14 protein-coding genes and 1 pseudogene are annotated in these 17,287 nt (G+C 53.2%); 12 read left to right on the top strand and 3 right to left on the bottom strand.

What is annotated here, in order from left to right; genetic code table 11:
- Positions 1–76 precede the first annotated feature (76 nt).
- Positions 77–361, top strand: a complete 285-nt coding sequence (locus BLR09_RS08225) for an Rdx family protein (protein ID WP_093200282.1) — start codon at positions 77–79, stop codon at positions 359–361.
- Here the strand turns inward: BLR09_RS08225 and BLR09_RS08220 are convergent.
- The gene (locus tag BLR09_RS08220) at positions 358–1,587 is read right to left on the bottom strand and encodes a Pycsar system effector family protein (RefSeq protein WP_245689885.1); all 1,230 of its coding nucleotides are present in this window, start codon (positions 1,585–1,587) and stop codon (positions 358–360) included. The two genes, BLR09_RS08225 and BLR09_RS08220, sit on opposite strands and share 4 nt — an antisense overlap.
- A gap of 58 nt (positions 1,588–1,645) precedes the next feature.
- Between BLR09_RS08220 and BLR09_RS08215 the strand changes: the two genes are divergently transcribed.
- Positions 1,646–2,533: an SdiA-regulated domain-containing protein gene (locus tag BLR09_RS08215; RefSeq protein ID WP_245689884.1), complete on the top strand. Its 888-nt coding sequence runs from the start codon at positions 1,646–1,648 to the stop codon at positions 2,531–2,533.
- Between the two features lie 60 nt (positions 2,534–2,593).
- Here the strand turns inward: BLR09_RS08215 and BLR09_RS08210 are convergent, their stop codons facing one another.
- Complete coding sequence (locus BLR09_RS08210; protein WP_093200276.1) at positions 2,594–2,839, bottom strand: type B 50S ribosomal protein L31; 246 nt, start codon at positions 2,837–2,839, stop codon at positions 2,594–2,596.
- Positions 2,840–3,293: 454 nt separating this feature from the next.
- Here BLR09_RS08210 and BLR09_RS08205 point away from each other — a divergent pair, with 454 nt between their 5' ends.
- The 4 genes and pseudogenes from BLR09_RS08205 (at position 3,294) to BLR09_RS25480 (ending at position 6,475) form a co-directional block, all read left to right on the top strand.
- On the top strand, positions 3,294–5,756 hold the full coding sequence (locus tag BLR09_RS08205) for a ribonucleoside-diphosphate reductase subunit alpha (RefSeq protein ID WP_093200273.1): 2,463 nt from the start codon (positions 3,294–3,296) through the stop codon (positions 5,754–5,756).
- An 84-nt stretch (positions 5,757–5,840) separates the two neighbouring features.
- Positions 5,841–6,137 (top strand): annotated as a pseudogene (locus BLR09_RS08200) (DUF6934 family protein); the annotation flags it as partial.
- A gap of 70 nt (positions 6,138–6,207) precedes the next feature.
- Complete coding sequence (locus BLR09_RS25940) at positions 6,208–6,306, top strand: hypothetical protein (protein WP_394331400.1); 99 nt, start codon at positions 6,208–6,210, stop codon at positions 6,304–6,306.
- 10 nt (positions 6,307–6,316) lie between these two features.
- On the top strand, positions 6,317–6,475 hold the full coding sequence (locus BLR09_RS25480; RefSeq protein WP_176785492.1) for a hypothetical protein: 159 nt from the start codon (positions 6,317–6,319) through the stop codon (positions 6,473–6,475).
- A 62-nt stretch (positions 6,476–6,537) separates the two neighbouring features.
- Here the strand turns inward: BLR09_RS25480 and BLR09_RS08195 are convergent, their stop codons facing one another.
- Positions 6,538–7,743 (bottom strand): alpha/beta hydrolase family protein, encoded by a 1,206-nt coding sequence (locus BLR09_RS08195; protein WP_093201385.1) that lies wholly within the window; start codon positions 7,741–7,743, stop codon positions 6,538–6,540.
- A 587-nt stretch (positions 7,744–8,330) separates the two neighbouring features.
- Between BLR09_RS08195 and BLR09_RS08185 the strand changes: the two genes are divergently transcribed.
- From BLR09_RS08185 to BLR09_RS08160, 6 genes are all read left to right on the top strand, one after another.
- Entirely contained in the window at positions 8,331–8,771 is a 441-nt protein-coding gene (locus BLR09_RS08185) for a hypothetical protein (protein ID WP_093200264.1), read from the top strand.
- 197 nt (positions 8,772–8,968) lie between these two features.
- Positions 8,969–10,213: a TolC family protein gene (locus BLR09_RS08180; RefSeq protein ID WP_093200262.1), complete on the top strand. Its 1,245-nt coding sequence runs from the start codon at positions 8,969–8,971 to the stop codon at positions 10,211–10,213.
- 18 nt (positions 10,214–10,231) lie between these two features.
- Positions 10,232–11,314 (top strand): efflux RND transporter periplasmic adaptor subunit, encoded by a 1,083-nt coding sequence (locus tag BLR09_RS08175; RefSeq protein WP_093200260.1) that lies wholly within the window; start codon positions 10,232–10,234, stop codon positions 11,312–11,314.
- A gap of 24 nt (positions 11,315–11,338) precedes the next feature.
- Entirely contained in the window at positions 11,339–14,452 is a 3,114-nt protein-coding gene (locus BLR09_RS08170; RefSeq protein ID WP_093200258.1) for an efflux RND transporter permease subunit, read from the top strand.
- A gap of 365 nt (positions 14,453–14,817) precedes the next feature.
- Positions 14,818–15,723: an OmpA/MotB family protein gene (locus BLR09_RS08165; RefSeq protein ID WP_093200256.1), complete on the top strand. Its 906-nt coding sequence runs from the start codon at positions 14,818–14,820 to the stop codon at positions 15,721–15,723.
- A 171-nt stretch (positions 15,724–15,894) separates the two neighbouring features.
- Positions 15,895–17,241: a sigma-54-dependent transcriptional regulator gene (locus BLR09_RS08160; protein ID WP_093200254.1), complete on the top strand. Its 1,347-nt coding sequence runs from the start codon at positions 15,895–15,897 to the stop codon at positions 17,239–17,241.
- The last annotated feature ends 46 nt before the right edge of the window (positions 17,242–17,287 follow it).

The raw sequence follows: 17,287 nt of genomic DNA, 5'->3' as shown, positions 1-17,287 counted from the left end.
TGCGCGATGCCGGAAAGATGCCAAGATTTGCCTGAACGAGCCAGCCGGTGCCTCATTTCCCCCGGCCTCCCTGCCTATGAAACCCCGTATTACCCTCGAATACTGCCCCAAGTGCGGCTGGTTACTCCGCTCTTCCTGGCTGGCGCAGGAATTGCTGACAACGTTTGCCGACGAACTGGGCGAAGTATCCCTCCGCCCGTCCGAAGTAGCCGGGTCGTTTAAGATATTTCTGAATGACGAAGAAATTTTCGACCGGAAAACGGCCGGCGGTTTCCCTGAAATCAAAGACCTCAAGCAGCACGTTCGCGACCTGATAGCCCCCGGCAAACCCCTCGGGCATTCCGACCGCAAGCCGGCTTAGTGATGTTTAAAGTAGATACTGGCTGCCGCAAACGCCACTACTGAGGCGACAAAGCCAAACATGAAGATGTTATAGGAGATCCGCAGCAGGCGGTATTTTTTGTCGAGTACTTTTCCAAGCAAAAAGATATCCCGGGTCATACTACTGTAGAGAAAATCCGGGTCGTTCATCATTTCTTTCATACCCCATTCGTAGTCGGCCAACTCCATCCGGCTGAAATTGCCGAAAAACAGCAGGTTCACATTCCGGTGAAGTACGTCTTCCTTCGTGAATGTACCACGGATGACATTGGGCCGGGTTGCCAGCACGGCGAATACCGTCGCAAACAGGCATGTTGTCACGAGCATAACCGTCGGAATAACCAGGTGCGGCCATTCTTCCAGTTTCCGGATCAGTACCGACAGGATTACCGAGATGATGATGGTATTGACGGAGATCATGATATTGGCCTTGTTGTCGGCCATGGCTGAGAACTGGTTGTGGTTCTGCGATGTCACCCGAAACATGGTTTCAATACCACGAAAGGTCTTCTTACCTCCCTCTTCGTCCTTTTTGCCCTCTTTCTTATCCTTCGGCTTTTCCTCCTTGTCTTCTGCTTCCTTTTCTTCCAGTTGCCGGCGGATGCGTTCGAGGTTGGCTTCTTTTTTCTTTTCCAGCACTTCTTTTGCGTAAGGGGTGAAAAAATGGTGGTTGCCGAAAAAGTCGAGCGTTCCCCGCAGCCACTTTTTCTTCCCGATTTTTCCGTAGGAAAACGTCAGCTCCTGGCGGAGCAGTTCGGAAAGATCGAGGCAGTTATCGGCAGCGGTATGGGAAAGATCGGCGTCGGCAACGACTTCTGCCAGGCGGGTAGCCGGCTTCTGGGGAAGCTTCGTTCCGTCGATGCAGAGCAGGACGGCATCGATCATTTCTTCCGAAGCGCCTTCTTCCCGCAGAAACGCCTCTGCGAAGACTTTGCTCCGGTCTTCGTGCCCTTCCTTGGACCCGTTGACATAGCCGGTATCGTGAAACCAGGCTGCGATCAGCGCGATTTCCAGTTCTTCGGGCGATAACCCCGTAGCCCGACCGATTTCCTCCGTCATCCCGACTACCTGCCGGGTGTGATTCAGGTTGTGGTAAACAACCGTTTTGGGCAGGCGCTGGAGCACCTGCTCGGCATTTTCCCGGGCGCGGTCGACGAGCGTTCCGGCTTCGGACGCGGCAGCTTCGGTGACGACACTATTTTTCACGTGATCGATGGTCAGAAAATCATTGAAATGTAGCAAATTCCCGCCAAAATCAGCCCATATGCGTTCTATCTTCGTTTTTCTGCTGATGGCGGCGGCAGGCGCCTGCCAGTCCAAAAAGCAGGAACAAACCGCTTCCGCTTCGGCACCTGCGCTGAGCCCTCTGGCGTACGACCTTGCCCATCCCTCGCGTACCTTTCCCCTTCCTGCAAGTTTGAAGGAAATTTCGGGCATTACTTATGTGAAAGACGGGCAGCTCGCGTGTATTAACGACGAGGACGGCGACTTGTTTCTTTTCGACTATAAATCCGGCAAAGTAACCGACCGCCGGATGTGGGGCACCCCCGGCGATTACGAAGACCTGGCGTACGTCGATAATACCTTTTATATCATGCGGAGCGATGGCAAACTGTTCGTCTTTCCGCTCAGTGAGACGATTCAGGCCGGAGACGAAGATCATAAAACAACCCGCTCGATCCGTTCTTTCGGCCTGGTTCTTCCCGGAGACAAAAACGAGCTTGAAGGCTTCTGTTTCGACCCGAAGACGAAGTGGTTTTTCGTCGCCGCCAAGAATACCAAAGGCGGCAGCGGTAAACCCGACACCCGGTATGTCTATTTCTACGACCGGGCACGGAACCTCTCCTGGAAAGGCATCGTGCTCCGCAAACAAAGTTTTGAGGAACTCGGTTTCACCGGAAAGGATGCGACATTCAATCCGTCGGGTATTGCGGTGCATCCGCTGACGAAACATGTGTATATCCTGGCCTCGAATGGCCACAAGCTGATTGTACTCGACCGGAAGGGCGGGCAGTTTGTATCGGTCGAAAAACTGGATCCGAAAGTATTCGAGCAGCCGGAAGGTATCTGCTTCGCGCCCGACGGCACGCTGTTTTTGTCCAGTGAAGGGAAGAAGAATCCGGGAATGATCTGGGCGTTCAAACCCCGGTAAAAAAAAGAAGCTCCGGTGACCAATGGCCACCGGAGCTTCCAAAACCCAGCGCGAAACGGACTATTTCTTTCCGTAACGCTTGAGGAATTTGTCGACACGACCGGCGGTGTCCATGAGGACGTTCTTGCCGGTGTAGAACGGGTGTGACTCTGAAGAAACTTCGACCTTCACAACAGGATAGGTGTTGCCTTCGAATTCAACCGTTTCCCGGGTTTGGGCAGTCGAACGGGTCAGGAACTTGAAGTCGCTTGAAAGATCCCAGAATACCACCTCGCGGTACTCGGGATGAATATCTGCTTTCGCCATTGTATTGAGTGTTAGTCAGTTACGATTCCAAAACGAACGGGCCGCAAAAATACGCATCTTTTCAAAAGTACCCAAGGATTTCTCCGGATGTTTTTCAAGTTATTTTATTGAAAATCTTTTTATTGGACTTTTTAAAGTTTCTTTCAGACGGCTTCTCTCAAGTAAAAATTGAAGTGGCAAAGGTAACGTTTTGGGTTTGAATTAACTGGACCGGCGCCGGGAGCTATATAGCTTTTATATAGACAATTATGAACTAATCGGACGGTTGCACCCTATTGTTCTTAACACTAATTTCACATTCGGAAAAGACAGAAATCTATCTTCTGATAAGATATGGCCCGAGCCGGAACAAATGGCAGGGCGAAGAGGTTAAGCGGTGGCGCGGTTCTTTCCGGCAATTTTCAACCTTGAAACTCTCCTTCTTTTAACTGATATACTCTAACTCGCTGACAATATGCACGTTATTAAACGAGACGGACGCCGGGAATCCGTGAAGTTCGACAAAATCACGGCCCGGATCGAGCGGCTGTGCTACGGCCTGGATCCTTCCTTTGTCCAACCTGTGGAAGTAGCCATGAAAGTGGTTGCCGGTATTTACGACGGCGTTTCCACGGCCGAACTGGACAACCTCGCAGCCGAAACCGCCGCGTCTCTCACGACGCGTCACCCGGACTATGCGACGCTCGCTGCCCGTATCGCTATTTCTAACCTGCATAAGAATACGCTTAAATCGTTCTCGGCGACTATCAAGCAACTCTACCACTATGTAGACCCCAAGACAGGCGAAAATGCCGCCCTGATCTCAAAGGAAACGTATGAAGTGGTCAAGAAGCACGCGGCCCTGCTCGATTCCACCATTATCTACGACCGGGATTTCGGATATGACTACTTCGGCTTCAAGACGCTCGAAAAGTCATACCTCCTCAAAATGAACGGCAAGATTTCGGAGCGCCCTCAGCATATGCTCATGCGTGTGGCGATCGGTATCCACGGAAACGAGGTAGACGCCGCGATTGAAACCTATAACCTGCTGTCTGAACGCTGGTTTACGCATGCTACCCCGACGCTCTTCAACGCCGGCACGCCGAAACCCCAGCTTTCTTCCTGCTTCCTCCTGACTATGCAGGATGACAGCATCACCGGTATTTACGATACCCTGAAGCAATGCGCCCTGATTTCCCAATCAGCGGGCGGCATTGGCCTCAGCATCCATAACATCCGCGCAACGGGCAGCTACATCAAGGGTACGAACGGTACTTCCAATGGTATCGTCCCGATGCTCCGCGTCTTCAACGATACCGCCCGGTACGTCGATCAGGGAGGTGGCAAGCGCAAAGGCTCTTTTGCTATTTACATCGAGCCCTGGCATGCCGATATCTTTGAATTCCTCCAGATGAAGAAGAACCACGGCAAGGAAGAACTCCGTGCCCGGGATCTTTTCTATGCCCTCTGGGTACCTGATTTGTTTATGAAGCGGGTGAAAGACAACGACGTATGGTCGCTGCTCTGCCCCCACGAATGCCCCGGTCTGGCGGATGCCTACGGAGACGAATTCGAAGCCCTGTACGAAAAATACGAGCGCGAAGGCAAAGCCCGCCGCACCGTCAAGGCACAGGACCTGTGGTTCGAAATCATTGAATCCCAGATTGAAACCGGTACGCCGTACATGCTCTTCAAGGACCATGCCAACCGCAAGTCCAACCAGAAGAACCTCGGTACCATCAAGTCTTCGAACCTCTGCACGGAGATCATCGAATACACGGCCGCAGATGAAGTAGCGGTTTGTAACCTCGCTTCCCTCGCGCTGCCGAAGTTTGTCGAGAAAGGCGAAGACGGCTTCCTGCGGTTCAACCACCAGAAGCTGTACGAAATCACGAAGGTCGCGACCCGCAACCTCAACAAAATCATTGATATCAACTACTACCCGATTCCGGAAGCCGAGCGCTCGAACAAGCGCCACCGGCCGATCGGTCTCGGCGTACAGGGCCTCGCCGATACCTTCGTTCTGCTGCGCATGCCGTTTGAGAGCGAAGAAGCACGCCAGCTCAACAAGGACATCTTCGAAACCATCTACTTCGGAGCGATGGAGGCTTCGATGGAGCAGGCACAGCAATTCGGTACCTACCAGACCTGGGCCGGCAGCCCGATTTCCCAGGGTATTTTCCAGTTCGACATGTGGGGTGTGACGCCTGATTCCGGTCGCTGGGACTGGGAAGACCTCCGCGAAAAGGTCAAAACCCACGGCGTACGCAACTCCCTGCTGGTAGCGCCGATGCCGACGGCTTCGACGAGCCAGATCCTCGGCAACAACGAATGTTTCGAGCCGTTTACCTCAAACATTTACGTGCGTCGTGTACTCTCCGGAGAATTTGTCGTTGTGAACAAGTACCTCCTCCGCGATCTCGTGAAGATGGGCCTGTGGAACGAAACGATGAAAAACAAGCTCATCGCGGCCAACGGTTCCGTTCAGAACATCGCCGAGCTGCCCCAAAACCTCAAAGACCTGTACAAGACGGTTTGGGAAGTCAAGCAAAAGACGATCATCGATATGGCGGCCGACCGCGGCGCCTACATCTGCCAGAGCCAGTCACTCAACATCCACATGACGGACGCCAACTTCGGTAAAATCACGTCGATGCACTTCCACGCTTGGGAGCGGGGACTGAAAACCGGCATGTATTACCTGCGGACCAAAGCTGCTGCCGACGCCATCAAGTTTACGGTGGAAACGCAGGCGCAGGTAGCTCTCCAGCCGAGCACCGAAACCGTTCACGAGAAAGCCATGAACTACCTCGCTACGCCCGAAGCACAGGCGGCTATGCAGAAGGAAGTAGTACAATGGTCAGAAGACGATGCCAAAGCGGCTATCGCCTGCTCGCTGGACGATCCGGAAGGCTGCGAGATGTGCGGATCCTAAAGCACTTTTGAGTATTTCTTACTAAATGGTCTGTCTCAAGCGAGGCAGACCATTATTTTTGCCGGTAAGCCCTTGCAACTCACAATGCAGCAAAACAGCTATGACTTATCGGCGTCCTCCGGAGAGAGCGGTGTATATATCTATTCATTTCAAAGTATTGGTCCCAAAGGCATAATTTTGAAAAAAATAGAATTTATCCAGCTTCATGACGACAGCGGATTATTAATTCCGTTTTTCAATTTGGCTTTTGGCGATACAGATGCAGACGGGTCTTTGAAAGACCATGTTGTTTCAGATAACGGAGATATGGAAACGGTCCTCAACACTGTCGCTGCTGCCGTTGAAGACTTTCTGATCAAAAAACCCCGAAGCCAGTGTTTACGCTCAGGGGCTGACGGCATCCAGAACGTGGCTCTATCAGCGCAAACTCAGGAAATACCATTCTCTGATAATGAGAGACTTCTCTCTGTGGGGCCTCGCGGAAGGCACATGGAGACCCTTTGAAGGGAATATTAACTACGAAGCGTTTGTAATTCACAAGAAAAGATGAATATTACATCATGAAAACTCAGGCAGAGCAACCGAAGCGGCTATCAGACGGCAAGGTCATTATTGATCATGCACTGGATGAGATGTATGCGGGCAAGGTCCTTTTCCCTAAAAAACACACCCATGCCCGGGAAATGATAGAAAAACACGGACTTCCTCCGGTGAAATAAGTAATAACGGTTAGGAAAAAAGGAGCCTCTCTTACGGGAGGCTCCTTTTTCGTTTTGACCTGTTACTTCACCGACGTAAACAGAATCAGTGTACCCGTTGCATACTCCGTAATACCGGAGGTATGCGTCTTTCCCTTCATCGTGATGAGTTCGACGTTTGCGGCGCCCCTGGCTTTCATCGCGTCGTAAGCGCTTTGGGAGTTGTAAAACGGAACGAGCTCGTCGGCATCACCGTGATACAACTGCAAGGTGGATTTGGGCTTCCAGTCGTAGATATCGTTGTCTTTGATGGCGTTCAGAAACGCGGTATCTGTCCCGTCATTCAATCCTTTCCGGAACGAATCCGTGAAGGCCGTATTCAGGCTCGCGTTGATGGTGACATTGTCCAGGTCTGCCGCCGAATTGACAATAGCCGGAATCTGGGAAGCATAGGGTTCTTTGAAGTAATAGGACGGGGCCCGGTTCAGCCCGTATATCCGGTTGTACGTCATCAATACCCAGACATACAGCCGATTATATGCGGCCAGTGTCGTCCCGGTATCATTCACGAGATGCTTCATGAACGACGTCTTATTATAAGCGCCCGCCCCGCACGAAACCGCCCGGATGTTGAATTCCGACGGTGCTTCCTCTTCCATTTTTTTCAATAGCGCCATGGTGGCATATCCGCCTTCGGAATAGCCCGTCAGGTAGAGGCGGTTATCCCAGGCGCTTTTTCCAGCAAAAAATTCCTTCGCGGCACGAAGCAGATCAAGGCTGGCCTGCGCCAGCCCCTGGCGGCTTTCATACGTATGCGGAAGGGTATTCGACACACCATAGCCGATGTAATCAGGCGCTACGGTGATGTAACCGACAGATCCCATCAGAATAACCAATTGCCCGTCCATTCCGGAAGTAGCCGAAAAGTACGAAGGGGCGCTGGCATCTGACGTAATCGTGCCGTGTTGGTAACTGACCATCGGGACGGCGTTTTGCGTGGCCGGAACGACCAGGGCGCCTGACGCCATTACCTCCGTTCCGTCGGCATTTTTGGTCTTATAGGTAATCCGGTAAGTGGTGACGCCGAACTGCACCAGTCCTGAAAAGATCGGATTAGCCGCGGCAACTTGTGAGGCCACCTGGTCTTTTGTCAGGCTGGCTACCTGTTTGGCTTCAACCAGGTACTGATAGGACGCAGAAGGATCGGGATCTCCTCCATTTTTACAGGCAACCACGAATGCGGTTACCACTAAAAGCAGAATACGTGACTTCCAGAAAAGAGTTCTCATAGGCTTGGTTGGAAAGACGCTCCGAAACCGGCGGGTTCTGAAATACCGGGTGAAGATAAACAGTTTCAGGCATTTCGTCTGCGGAGAAACGGGTTTTCCCACCGGGCAGGATTTCTTCCCGGTTCCGGTCAAAGCAACCCTGTTTGCCGGTGTTTTTTTCTTTTTTACCCGGGTATTTCCGGAAAATCCTCCGTTGTACCCCGCCGGAAATCCGTTTTCTGTCTCCTGCTTTCTTCGCGTTTTCCGGCAGGAAATACGTTCTTTCAATCCGGAATATCCCCCGGAATCGGGCAGGTGAACGGGGCTTTTTATACGGAATATATACGTTATTATCCTTGGCTTTTATCAAGGAAAGGCAAATCAAAAAAGAAACAGGACTGATCGCCCTGATTTCGCTGCATGCCAACCCATATCGGGTTTTTCGGGTCCTCCAATCCGGCAAACGTAACTGCTACCGGGTGTTTATTTTTGTCAGAAAATCGTTATTTAATTCCGCTCGTACGCTAAATTTCAAGATTGGGTCGTTTGTTTTCTAGTTGCGAAAACACATATTTGTTTCTCAATCACAAGCAGCAACTTAATTTATCATGAAGAAAAAAGCTATTCGTTTCTTTTCTCCGAACGACAATGTGGAGGAAAAGAAAAAAGAGACCAAATCGAAAGACCTTCTGACGACTTCCATTTCCAAAAAAGGAAAGTTGTTACTCTCTCCCGCGGTGCTTGATTTACTGGCCGCTGACCCCGCCACAAGCCGTTTCCGCGTCGGAACCGAAGAGCGGAAAAGAGGCGTCGGTTCTTTCTTCCTGGTAAAAGCGGCGAATGATGATGCCGAAGCTTTTGCCATCGCAAAAAGTGGACGTGGCCACGGAATTCCCCTGGGGCCTATCCTCCACAAAATGGGTATCGATTACGCTACACTCGACTACACCTTTGAGATTAAGCCTTTCGAATACGAAGAAGTCAGCGGCTATGAATTGCTCCTGAAGGAAAAAACTCCCCGGGACGGTTCCGCTTCCGACGACGAATAAGACAACGCTGCAAGCAATAGTAAAGCAGGGCTCTCCGCGGGTCCTGCTTTTTTTATTTTTCCGGCCATCTATCTTCAGAATACGAGATTAAAAGCGGGTTAAAATTCCCGCCATTACTTCTAATGAACTTTTAATGTCTGCGAAACCGTCCGCATCCGTTGACGGGGCTAAGTTTGTCCCTCCATTTTACTGCGTCCATGCGTTGTGTTTTTTTGCTTTGTCTGACTCTTGCGGCATTGCCGCTGAAAGCTCAGGATACCTTACGGGTTCGTCTGAATGAGGCCGACAGCCTTTTTCTCCGCGGCAACTTGTTATTGCTGGCCGAACATTACCGGATCAATGCTTCCAAAGCGCTCGAACTGCAAGCGGGACTTTGGGATAATCCGACACTTTCTGTTGAACTCAGTACGTACAACAGCAACCGCTCCCGCGTGCTTGATGTCGGAAAGGGAGGTGAAAAAATCATTTCGCTTCAGCAGCTTCTTTACACCGCCGGAAAGCGAAATAAACGGGTCGCTTTCGCGTCGGAGGCGACGCGCCTGACCGAATACGAATTTGCCGAACTGATGCGCACGCTGAAGTTCGAATTACGCGACCGCTTTTTCGAATCACTGTTTCTGATGCGGACCATCCGCCGGTTTTCCGAGCAGATTACAGTACTCCGGGAAACCGTCGAGGCATTCGAAAAAGAATCTGCCCGGAACAATATTTCGCTCAAGGAAGTCGTCCGGCTCAAAGCCCTGCTTTTTCAGCTGACAAACGACCGGACGGAAATTAACCTTGAGCTCACCGACAACCAGCGGGTACTCCGCAACCTGCTCGGTACCCAGGCATACATCCTCCCTGTCTCGGACAGTACCCGGCTGGCACGCTACCGGCTCGGCCCCTTTACTGCCGACGATCTCAAAGCCCGGGCTTTCCGCAACCGCCCGGACCTGCACGTAACCGAATCCCTGGCCAGGCAGGCAGAACTGGGCCTGTCGCTCGAGAAAGCCCAGGCCGTCCCGGATCTTCAGGTTGGCGCCACGTATGACCAGGCGGGCAGCTATATCAACAACTATGTAGGTATTTCTGTGTCCTCCGCGATTCCGCTGCTCAACCGAAACCAGGGAAATATCCGGGCGGCACGGCAGCATGTCGATTACCGCCGCCAGCTCCTCGATCAAAAGAAAATAGAGCTGGCAAATGAAGTAGTCACGGCCGTCCGCAAGGTAGAAGAGGTAGAGCAGGCCAGCACAGGCCAGCGCCTGACAGAGCCCCTCGACCAGCTCAGCAAGGGGATGTATGAGAATTTCCGGAAACGGAATATTTCCCTGCTCGAATTCGTGGATTTCGTTGAAACCTATCAGGAAACGATCCGCGAGTACAACCGCCTGCAAGCTACCCGAATCAAAGCTTACGAAGAACTGAACTTCACCGTCGGCGAAGAACTGTTTCACTAACGAATCAAACAACAAGCAATGAAATACCCCGTCCTTCTGCTGGTAATAGGTCTGGCAGGAACCGTCGGCTGTCAGTCATCTGAAAAACCGGCGGAGGAAGCCCAGGCATTTATGCTGTCGGACACGATGATGCACCGGATCGTACTCGATTCGGTCGCCGATGAACCCATCCGGAATGAACTGATGCTGGTCGGAAAAATCGTAGCCGATGAAAGCAAAGTCATCGAAGTCTTTCCCCTCGTAGGCGGTAATGTCGAGGAGGTGAATGCCGAGCTCGGCGACTACGTCCGCAAAGGGCAGAGCCTGGCCCTGATCCGGTCCGGAGAAGTAGCCGATTTTGAACGGCAGATGATCCAGGCACAGGCCGATCTGCTCGTCGCCCAAAAGAACCTGAAATCCACCCAGGAGCTGTTTGAAAGCAAGCTCGCACCCGAGCGGGAAGTCAACTCCGCGCAAAAGGAAGTCGACAACGCCCAGGCCGAGCTCAACCGCATCAAAGAAGTCTTCCGGATTTACGGACTCGGGAAAACCAGTTCATATGTGGTAAAATCCCCGATCGACGGGTTCGTCATCCAGAAGAAAATCAACCGCGAAATGCAACTGCGTTCGGATCACTCCGAGAGCCTGTTCACGATCGGGCAATTGTCGGATGTCTGGGTACTGGCCAACGTCAACGAAAGCGATATCGGACAGGTAAAGCTCGGGATGGAAGCCCAGATCGGTATCCTCAGCTATCCGGGAGAGGTATTCCACGGAAAAGTAGACAAGGTCTTCAACGTACTCGACCCCGAAACGAAAGCGATGACGGTCCGGATACGCCTTCAGAACGCCGGCTATAAGCTCAAGCCGGGGATGCATGCGACGGTCAAGCTGCAGTTTCTCGAAGGAGGAAGTATGCTGGCGATTCCCTCCCGTGCCATCATTTTCGAGCGCAGCAAGCATTGGGTAATGGTCTTCCATTCCCGCTCCAACGTCGAAACCCGGCCCATTGAAGTGTACCGGTCCCTCGGTGACCGCGCCTATATCCGCGAAGGCCTGAAGGCCGGAGAACGCATCATTTCGAAAAACCAGTTGCTGATTTACGACGCCCTGAACGACTGATGCGCGTTCTTTTCCTGCCAGACTATGAATAAATTCATTCGGGGAATCGTCGGTTTTTCCCTCAAAAACAGGTTTTTCGTTTTCTTCATGACCGGCCTGCTCATTATCTCGGGCGTGGTCAGTTACCTCAATACACCGCTGGAAGCCTTTCCGGACGTCACCAACACACAGATTATCGTGGTGACGGAATGGAACGGGCGCAGCGCCGAAGAAATAGAACGGTTCGTGACGGTCCCGATCGAGGTCGCCATGAACTCCGTCCAGAAAAAAACGAACGTCCGCAGTGTCACGATGTTCGGACTTTCGGTCATCAAAATCATCTTTGAAGACGACGTAGAGGACTTTTTTGCGCGACAGCAGGTCAATAACCAGCTGAGGACCGTCTCGCTGCCGGAGGGCGTCGAACCGGACGTACAACCTCCTTACGGCCCGACCGGCGAAATCTTCCGGTATACCCTCAAAAGCGACAAGCGGGACAGCCGGGAATTGCTGACGTTGCAAAACTGGGTGATCGACCGGCAACTGCGCAGCGTACCCGGCGTGGCGGATGTCGTGGCCTTCGGCGGCCGGGAAAAGATCTATGAAGTACAGGTCAACCCGACGCTGCTCACCAAGTATGATATCACGCCGCTGGAAGTTTACCAGGCCGTGACACGCAGTAACGTCAACGTAGGGGGCGATGTCATCGAGAAAAACGGACAGGCCTATGTGGTGCGCGGGATCGGGTTGCTGAACTCCATTCCGGACATAGAGAACATCATCGTCGAATACGCCGGCGGAAACCCCGTACTGGTCAAAAACGTGGCAGACGTCCGGGAATCGAACGTGCCGCGGGTAGGGCAGGTAGGTCTGAACCGGGATGACGACGTTGTGGAAGGTATTGTTGTCCAGCGAAAAGGCGAAAACCCCAGCGAAGTACTCGCCCGGGTAAAGGCCAAGATCGAAGAACTCAATACCAAAGTCCTGCCGCCGGACGTGAAAATGGTCACGTTCTATGACCGGGATAACCTCATCGAATTCTGTACGCATACCGTTCTTCACAACCTCACAGAAGGGATTATCCTGGTAACGGTGATTGTGTTTGTCTTCATGGCCGACTGGCGGACGACCCTCATCGTATCCATCATCATTCCGCTGGCGCTGCTCTTCGCTTTCCTTTGCCTGCGGTTGAAGGGTATGTCGGCAAACCTGTTGTCGATGGGCGCGGTAGATTTCGGGATCATCATCGACGGCGCCGTGGTGATGGTGGAAGGGCTGTTCGTCTCGCTCGATCACCTGGCGCACCAGCGGGGTATGGAGCGCTTCAACAAGCTATCCAAGCTCGGTCTTATCAAAAAGACCGGTTCCGAGATGGGCAAGGCGGTCTTCTTTTCGAAACTGATTATCATTACCGCCCTGCTGCCGATCTTCAGTTTCCAGAAAGTAGAAGGAAAAATGTTCAGTCCGCTGGCCTGGACGCTGGGTTTTGCCTTGCTGGGGGCGCTGTTATACACCCTGACGCTCGTCCCGGTACTCTGCTCCATTTTATTGCGGAAAAACGTCCGGGAAAAACATAACCCCATCGTGCTGTTTTTCGACCGGATCGTCACGTCTGGTTTTGAGTGGTGCTACAAACGGAAAAAGCTTGCCCTGTTTCTGGCGCTTGCGTTTATGGGGCTGACCTTTTTCTCGACGCGCTTCCTCGGTACCGAATTCCTTCCGCAGCTCAACGAAGGCGCCCTCTGGGTAACGGCCGAGATGCCGATGAGTATGTCCCTGCCGGAAAGCGTGAAGCTGTCGAAAGATATCCGCCGGGAACTGCAATCCTTTCCGGAAGTAAAGCAGGTACTGTCGCAGGTAGGCCGTTCGAACGACGGTACCGATCCCAACGGCTTCTATTTTACGCAGTTTCAGGTAGACCTGCGGCCGAAGGAGGAATGGACCCGTCCGATTTCCTTTGAGCAGTTGACGGATGAGATGGACAAACGTCTCCGGATGTTTGACGGCATTACCTATAACTTCTCGCAGCCGATCATCGACAACGTCGCCGAGGCCGTCGCCGGCTACAAGGCCAGTAACGGGGTGAAGATCTTCGGACAGGATATTCCGGAACTGGAAACCTATGCCGACGAAGTCATGAAAGCCATCCGCACGGTACCGGGTATCCGCGATCTGGGTATTATCCGGAACGTTGGCCAGCCGGAAATCAGCGTGCTGCTGCATGATCACAAAATGGCGCTGTATGGCGTCACTACTGCCGATGCCCAGGCCGTTATTGAAATGGCGATCGGTGGAAAAACGGCTTCGATCCTGTACGAAGGCGAGCGCAAGTTCCCGATCCGCCTGCGGTACCAGGAGCCGTACCGTCAGACCGAGGAAGACATCATGAAGCTCATGGTACCGACGTTGCAGGGCGGCAAAATTCCCCTGCGGGAAATCGCCAGTATCCGGAAAATTACCGGGTCGGCGTTTGTCTACCGGGAAAACAACAAGCGGTTTATCGGGGTGAAGTTCTCCGTTCGCGGGCGGGACCTCGGCAGCACCATCGCCGAAGCGCAGGCGCGGGTACGGGAGCATGTGAAATTCGGCAAGGGTACGTCGGTAGAGTGGGTCGGCGAATTTGAAAACCAGGTACGCGCCACGCACCGCCTGGGCCTGGTGGTACCCATCAGCCTCATCGGGATCTTCGTCCTGCTGTTTATCACGTTTGGAAATGCGAAAGACGCCGGGCTGGTACTCATGAACGTTCCGTTTGCCCTTATCGGGGGTATTCTGGCTATCCACGCCACCGGTATCAACTTCGGGATATCGGCGGGGGTAGGGTTTATCGCGCTCTTCGGGATATGCGTGCAGAACGGGGTCTTGCTGATTTCGGTGTTCAGCCGGAATCTGGCTGCGCGGATGCCGCTCGACGCTGCTATCCGGGAGGGTGTAAAATCCCGGATACGGCCGGTTGTGATGACGGCCCTGATGGCGGCAATCGGTTTGTTTCCGGCAGCGATTTCACACGGGATCGGCTCGGAAACGCAGAAGCCGCTGGCGATTGTCGTAATCGGCGGGTTGATTACGGCGACGATCCTGACGCTGCTGATCTTCCCGATTATCTACCGTTTCTTCAACCGGCATAATTACCATACGATGACGGATCTCGAAGACTGACAATTCTAACAAAATTCTAATGCGCCGCTTTCGCCGGGGCAGAAGCAACCGGCGAACTTTAGGAATTCATTTAGTACTATAGAAAATTGGGATGGACTGACCGGGATGTTATTCCCCGGTCAGTTTTTTTACCGGTTGTCCGCAGAAAGTCGTAGGACTTTTCGGAGTTGTTGAGGGTATTTTTCGGGAGAAGCGCCGTATTCCTGATGGAAGACGGCTATAACAGGCCGGTACAGGTCAATTTGGGCCGCGCCGCCTGCAAATCCTAACGCCTCAGATGGTATATTTGTCGCGTCATTTCCGAACTCCACGATTTTCTGACATATAACACCCTATCTTATTTCGTTAACCCTTAAGCAAGGATCATGAAACACATCGCGTATTGCGTTCTCTTGTCCACAGTAGTACTCGCCAGTTCCTGCGTCAGCAAGAAAAAAGCCGCCGGACTGCAAGCGCAGGTCAATGACCTTAAAACCGAAAACGCACGCCTGTCTGAAAAGCTCCGCGTCGAACTCGGTGACTGCCAGCAAAAATCTGCTTCTCTGCAGTCTCAACTCGATTCCAAGGCTACCGAACTGGCTGCCAAAGGCAATCAGGTAAAAGAACTCCAGGATCAGCTTGATTACCTCAAGCGGACCAACTCCGGCCTGCTCGACCGCATGGCGGATCTTTCCGTTGTGTCCAAGCAAGGTGCTGAAAGTATCAAGAAATCCCTTGAAGCACTTGACAACCAGAACAAGTACATCCAGGGCCTGAATAACTCCATCCAGCGCAAGGATTCACTCAACATGACCCTGGTCATGAACCTCAAGCGCTCGCTGGCCAACGTCAATGACGAAGACGTTACCGTAGAAGTGAAGAAAGGCGTTGTATATGTGTCTATTTCTGACAAACTCCTGTTTCAGGTGGGTCAGGCGAACGTAACAGCCCGCGCGGAAGAAGTACTCGGCAAGGTAGCCCGCGTCATCAACGACCACAAGGAACTCGAAGTGATGGTCGAAGGCCACACCGACAGCGCTCCGATCTCGACCGAACTCTTCAAGGATAACTGGGATCTTTCTGTGAAGCGTGCGACCTCTGTTGTCCGCCTGCTTCAGCAGAAATTCAACGTCGAGCCGGATCGCATGACGGCTGCCGGTCGGGGTGAATATGTTCCCAAGGATTCCAACAGCAACGCTGCCGGCCGGAAGCAAAACCGCCGCACCGAAATCATCCTCACGCCGAAACTCGACCAGTTTTTTGAACTGCTGACGCCGCAGAACAGTAAGTAATTCGGTTTTCAGTTTATCGTTTTCGGTTTTCAGTTAGTTGAAAGAGAGAGCCCTGCTGGTGAGCAAGGCTCTCTCTTTTTGTTTTCGGTTGGCAGACTTCAACCGAAAACTGTAAACTGAAAACCGAAAACTGAACTCCGCCTGTTTCTTTGCACCCACATACTCACCACCATGACAAGCACCCTCCTGATTATCGACGATGAGACGCGGCTGCGGACCCTGCTGGCCCGGGTGCTTCGCCTGGAACAATACGAGGTTCTGGAGGCCGAAAGCCTGCGCACAGGCGTCGCGCTGCTCGATAAATCTCCGGAGGTACGGGTGGTTTTGCTGGATGTCCGGCTGCCAGACGGCAACGGCATCGAAGCAGTAGCTAAAATCAAGGCCGCGCATCCTGCGGTAGAAGTATTGCTGCTGACGGCCTACGGAACCATTCCCGACAGCGTCCTGGCGATGAAAAACGGGGCGTTTGATTACCTCGTCAAAGGCGACGACAACGACCGCATTGTCACCGTGGTCAGCAAAGCACTCGAAAAGGCACAGCTCCAGGCGCGCGTCCGGGAGCTGGAAGAGCAGGTCGCTGGTGCACTTTTTTCACTCGACGATATTCAGGGTACTTCGCCGGAGATTGTCCGCGCACGGGACCTGGCGCGGCGCGTCGCCCAGACCGATACAACCGTCCTCCTCATCGGCGAGACCGGTACGGGCAAGGAGCTCTTTGCCCAGGCCATCCACCGGGAGAGCAGCCGGAGAGCCAAAACCTTTCTGGCTATCAACTGCGGGGCGTTCTCGCGGGAGTTGCTGGAAAGCGAACTGTTCGGCCACCGGGCGGGCTCTTTCACCGGAGCAACCAAAGACAAACAAGGCCTTTTTGAAGAAGCCAACGGCGGAACTCTTTTTCTGGATGAAATCGGGGAGCTGTCCGCCGATCTCCAGGCCAAACTCCTCCGCGTCCTCGAAACCCAGGAATTTCTGCGCGTCGGCGACACCCGACCGACGAAAGTCAACGTCCGCATCCTTGCCGCCACCAACCGGGACCTGCTGAAAGAAAGCCAGGCCGGTACATTCCGCCCGGATTTGTACTACCGCCTGTCCGTCTTCCAGATCGGACTGCCCCCGTTACGGGAGCGCCCCGGCGACCTGCCCCTTCTTGCGGAGGGTCTGGCGCGTACCCTGTCCGCCCGGCTGCGGATACCCTTCCGGGAAATTGAACCGGCTTTTCTCCGGCAGCTATCCGGCCATTCCTGGCCCGGAAATATCCGGGAGCTGCGCAACGTGATCGAACGGGCGTTGATCCTGAATGAAAACGGGGTACTCAAGGCGGAAAGCCTGCCGTTTTCGCTCAGCCCCGGACAGGCGCCGGCCGGAGATAGTTACGACCTGGCTACCCTTGAACGCGTGCATATCCAGCGCGTCCTTCAGCATACCCACGGCAACAAAACCGAAGCGGCACGTTTGCTTGGAATAGGGCTCACCACCCTCTACCGGAAAATAGAAGAACACCAGCTGACGGTCCGCTAATCCTGCCGAAATGAAAAAGAACCCTTCCGTTTTGGAAGGGTTCTTT

The sequence above is a fragment of the Siphonobacter aquaeclarae genome, assembly GCF_900103285.1.
Classification (GTDB): Bacteria; Bacteroidota; Bacteroidia; order Cytophagales; family Spirosomataceae; genus Siphonobacter; species Siphonobacter aquaeclarae.
Note: the sequence above shows the minus strand (reverse complement) of the source record. Positions and strands in the feature narration are given on the sequence as shown.

Bases quoted from the DNA above. Each gene is read 5' to 3' on its own strand.
- BLR09_RS08225 (WP_093200282.1), top strand. From the start codon at position 77: ATGAAACCCCGTATTACCCTCGAATACTGCCCCAAGTGCGGCTGGTTA.
- BLR09_RS08180 (WP_093200262.1), top strand. From the start codon at position 8,969: ATGCGTTGTGTTTTTTTGCTTTGTCTGACTCTTGCGGCATTGCCGCTG.
- BLR09_RS08165 (WP_093200256.1), top strand. From the start codon at position 14,818: ATGAAACACATCGCGTATTGCGTTCTCTTGTCCACAGTAGTACTCGCC.
- BLR09_RS08195 (WP_093201385.1), bottom strand. From the start codon at position 7,743: ATGAGAACTCTTTTCTGGAAGTCACGTATTCTGCTTTTAGTGGTAACC.
- BLR09_RS25940 (WP_394331400.1), top strand. From the start codon at position 6,208: ATGAGAGACTTCTCTCTGTGGGGCCTCGCGGAAGGCACATGGAGACCC.
- BLR09_RS08160 (WP_093200254.1), top strand. From the start codon at position 15,895: ATGACAAGCACCCTCCTGATTATCGACGATGAGACGCGGCTGCGGACC.
- BLR09_RS08170 (WP_093200258.1), top strand. From the start codon at position 11,339: ATGAATAAATTCATTCGGGGAATCGTCGGTTTTTCCCTCAAAAACAGG.
- BLR09_RS08205 (WP_093200273.1), top strand. From the start codon at position 3,294: ATGCACGTTATTAAACGAGACGGACGCCGGGAATCCGTGAAGTTCGAC.
- BLR09_RS08185 (WP_093200264.1), top strand. From the start codon at position 8,331: ATGAAGAAAAAAGCTATTCGTTTCTTTTCTCCGAACGACAATGTGGAG.
- BLR09_RS08175 (WP_093200260.1), top strand. From the start codon at position 10,232: ATGAAATACCCCGTCCTTCTGCTGGTAATAGGTCTGGCAGGAACCGTC.
- BLR09_RS08215 (WP_245689884.1), top strand. From the start codon at position 1,646: ATGCGTTCTATCTTCGTTTTTCTGCTGATGGCGGCGGCAGGCGCCTGC.
- BLR09_RS08210 (WP_093200276.1), bottom strand. From the start codon at position 2,839: ATGGCGAAAGCAGATATTCATCCCGAGTACCGCGAGGTGGTATTCTGG.
- BLR09_RS25480 (WP_176785492.1), top strand. From the start codon at position 6,317: ATGAAAACTCAGGCAGAGCAACCGAAGCGGCTATCAGACGGCAAGGTC.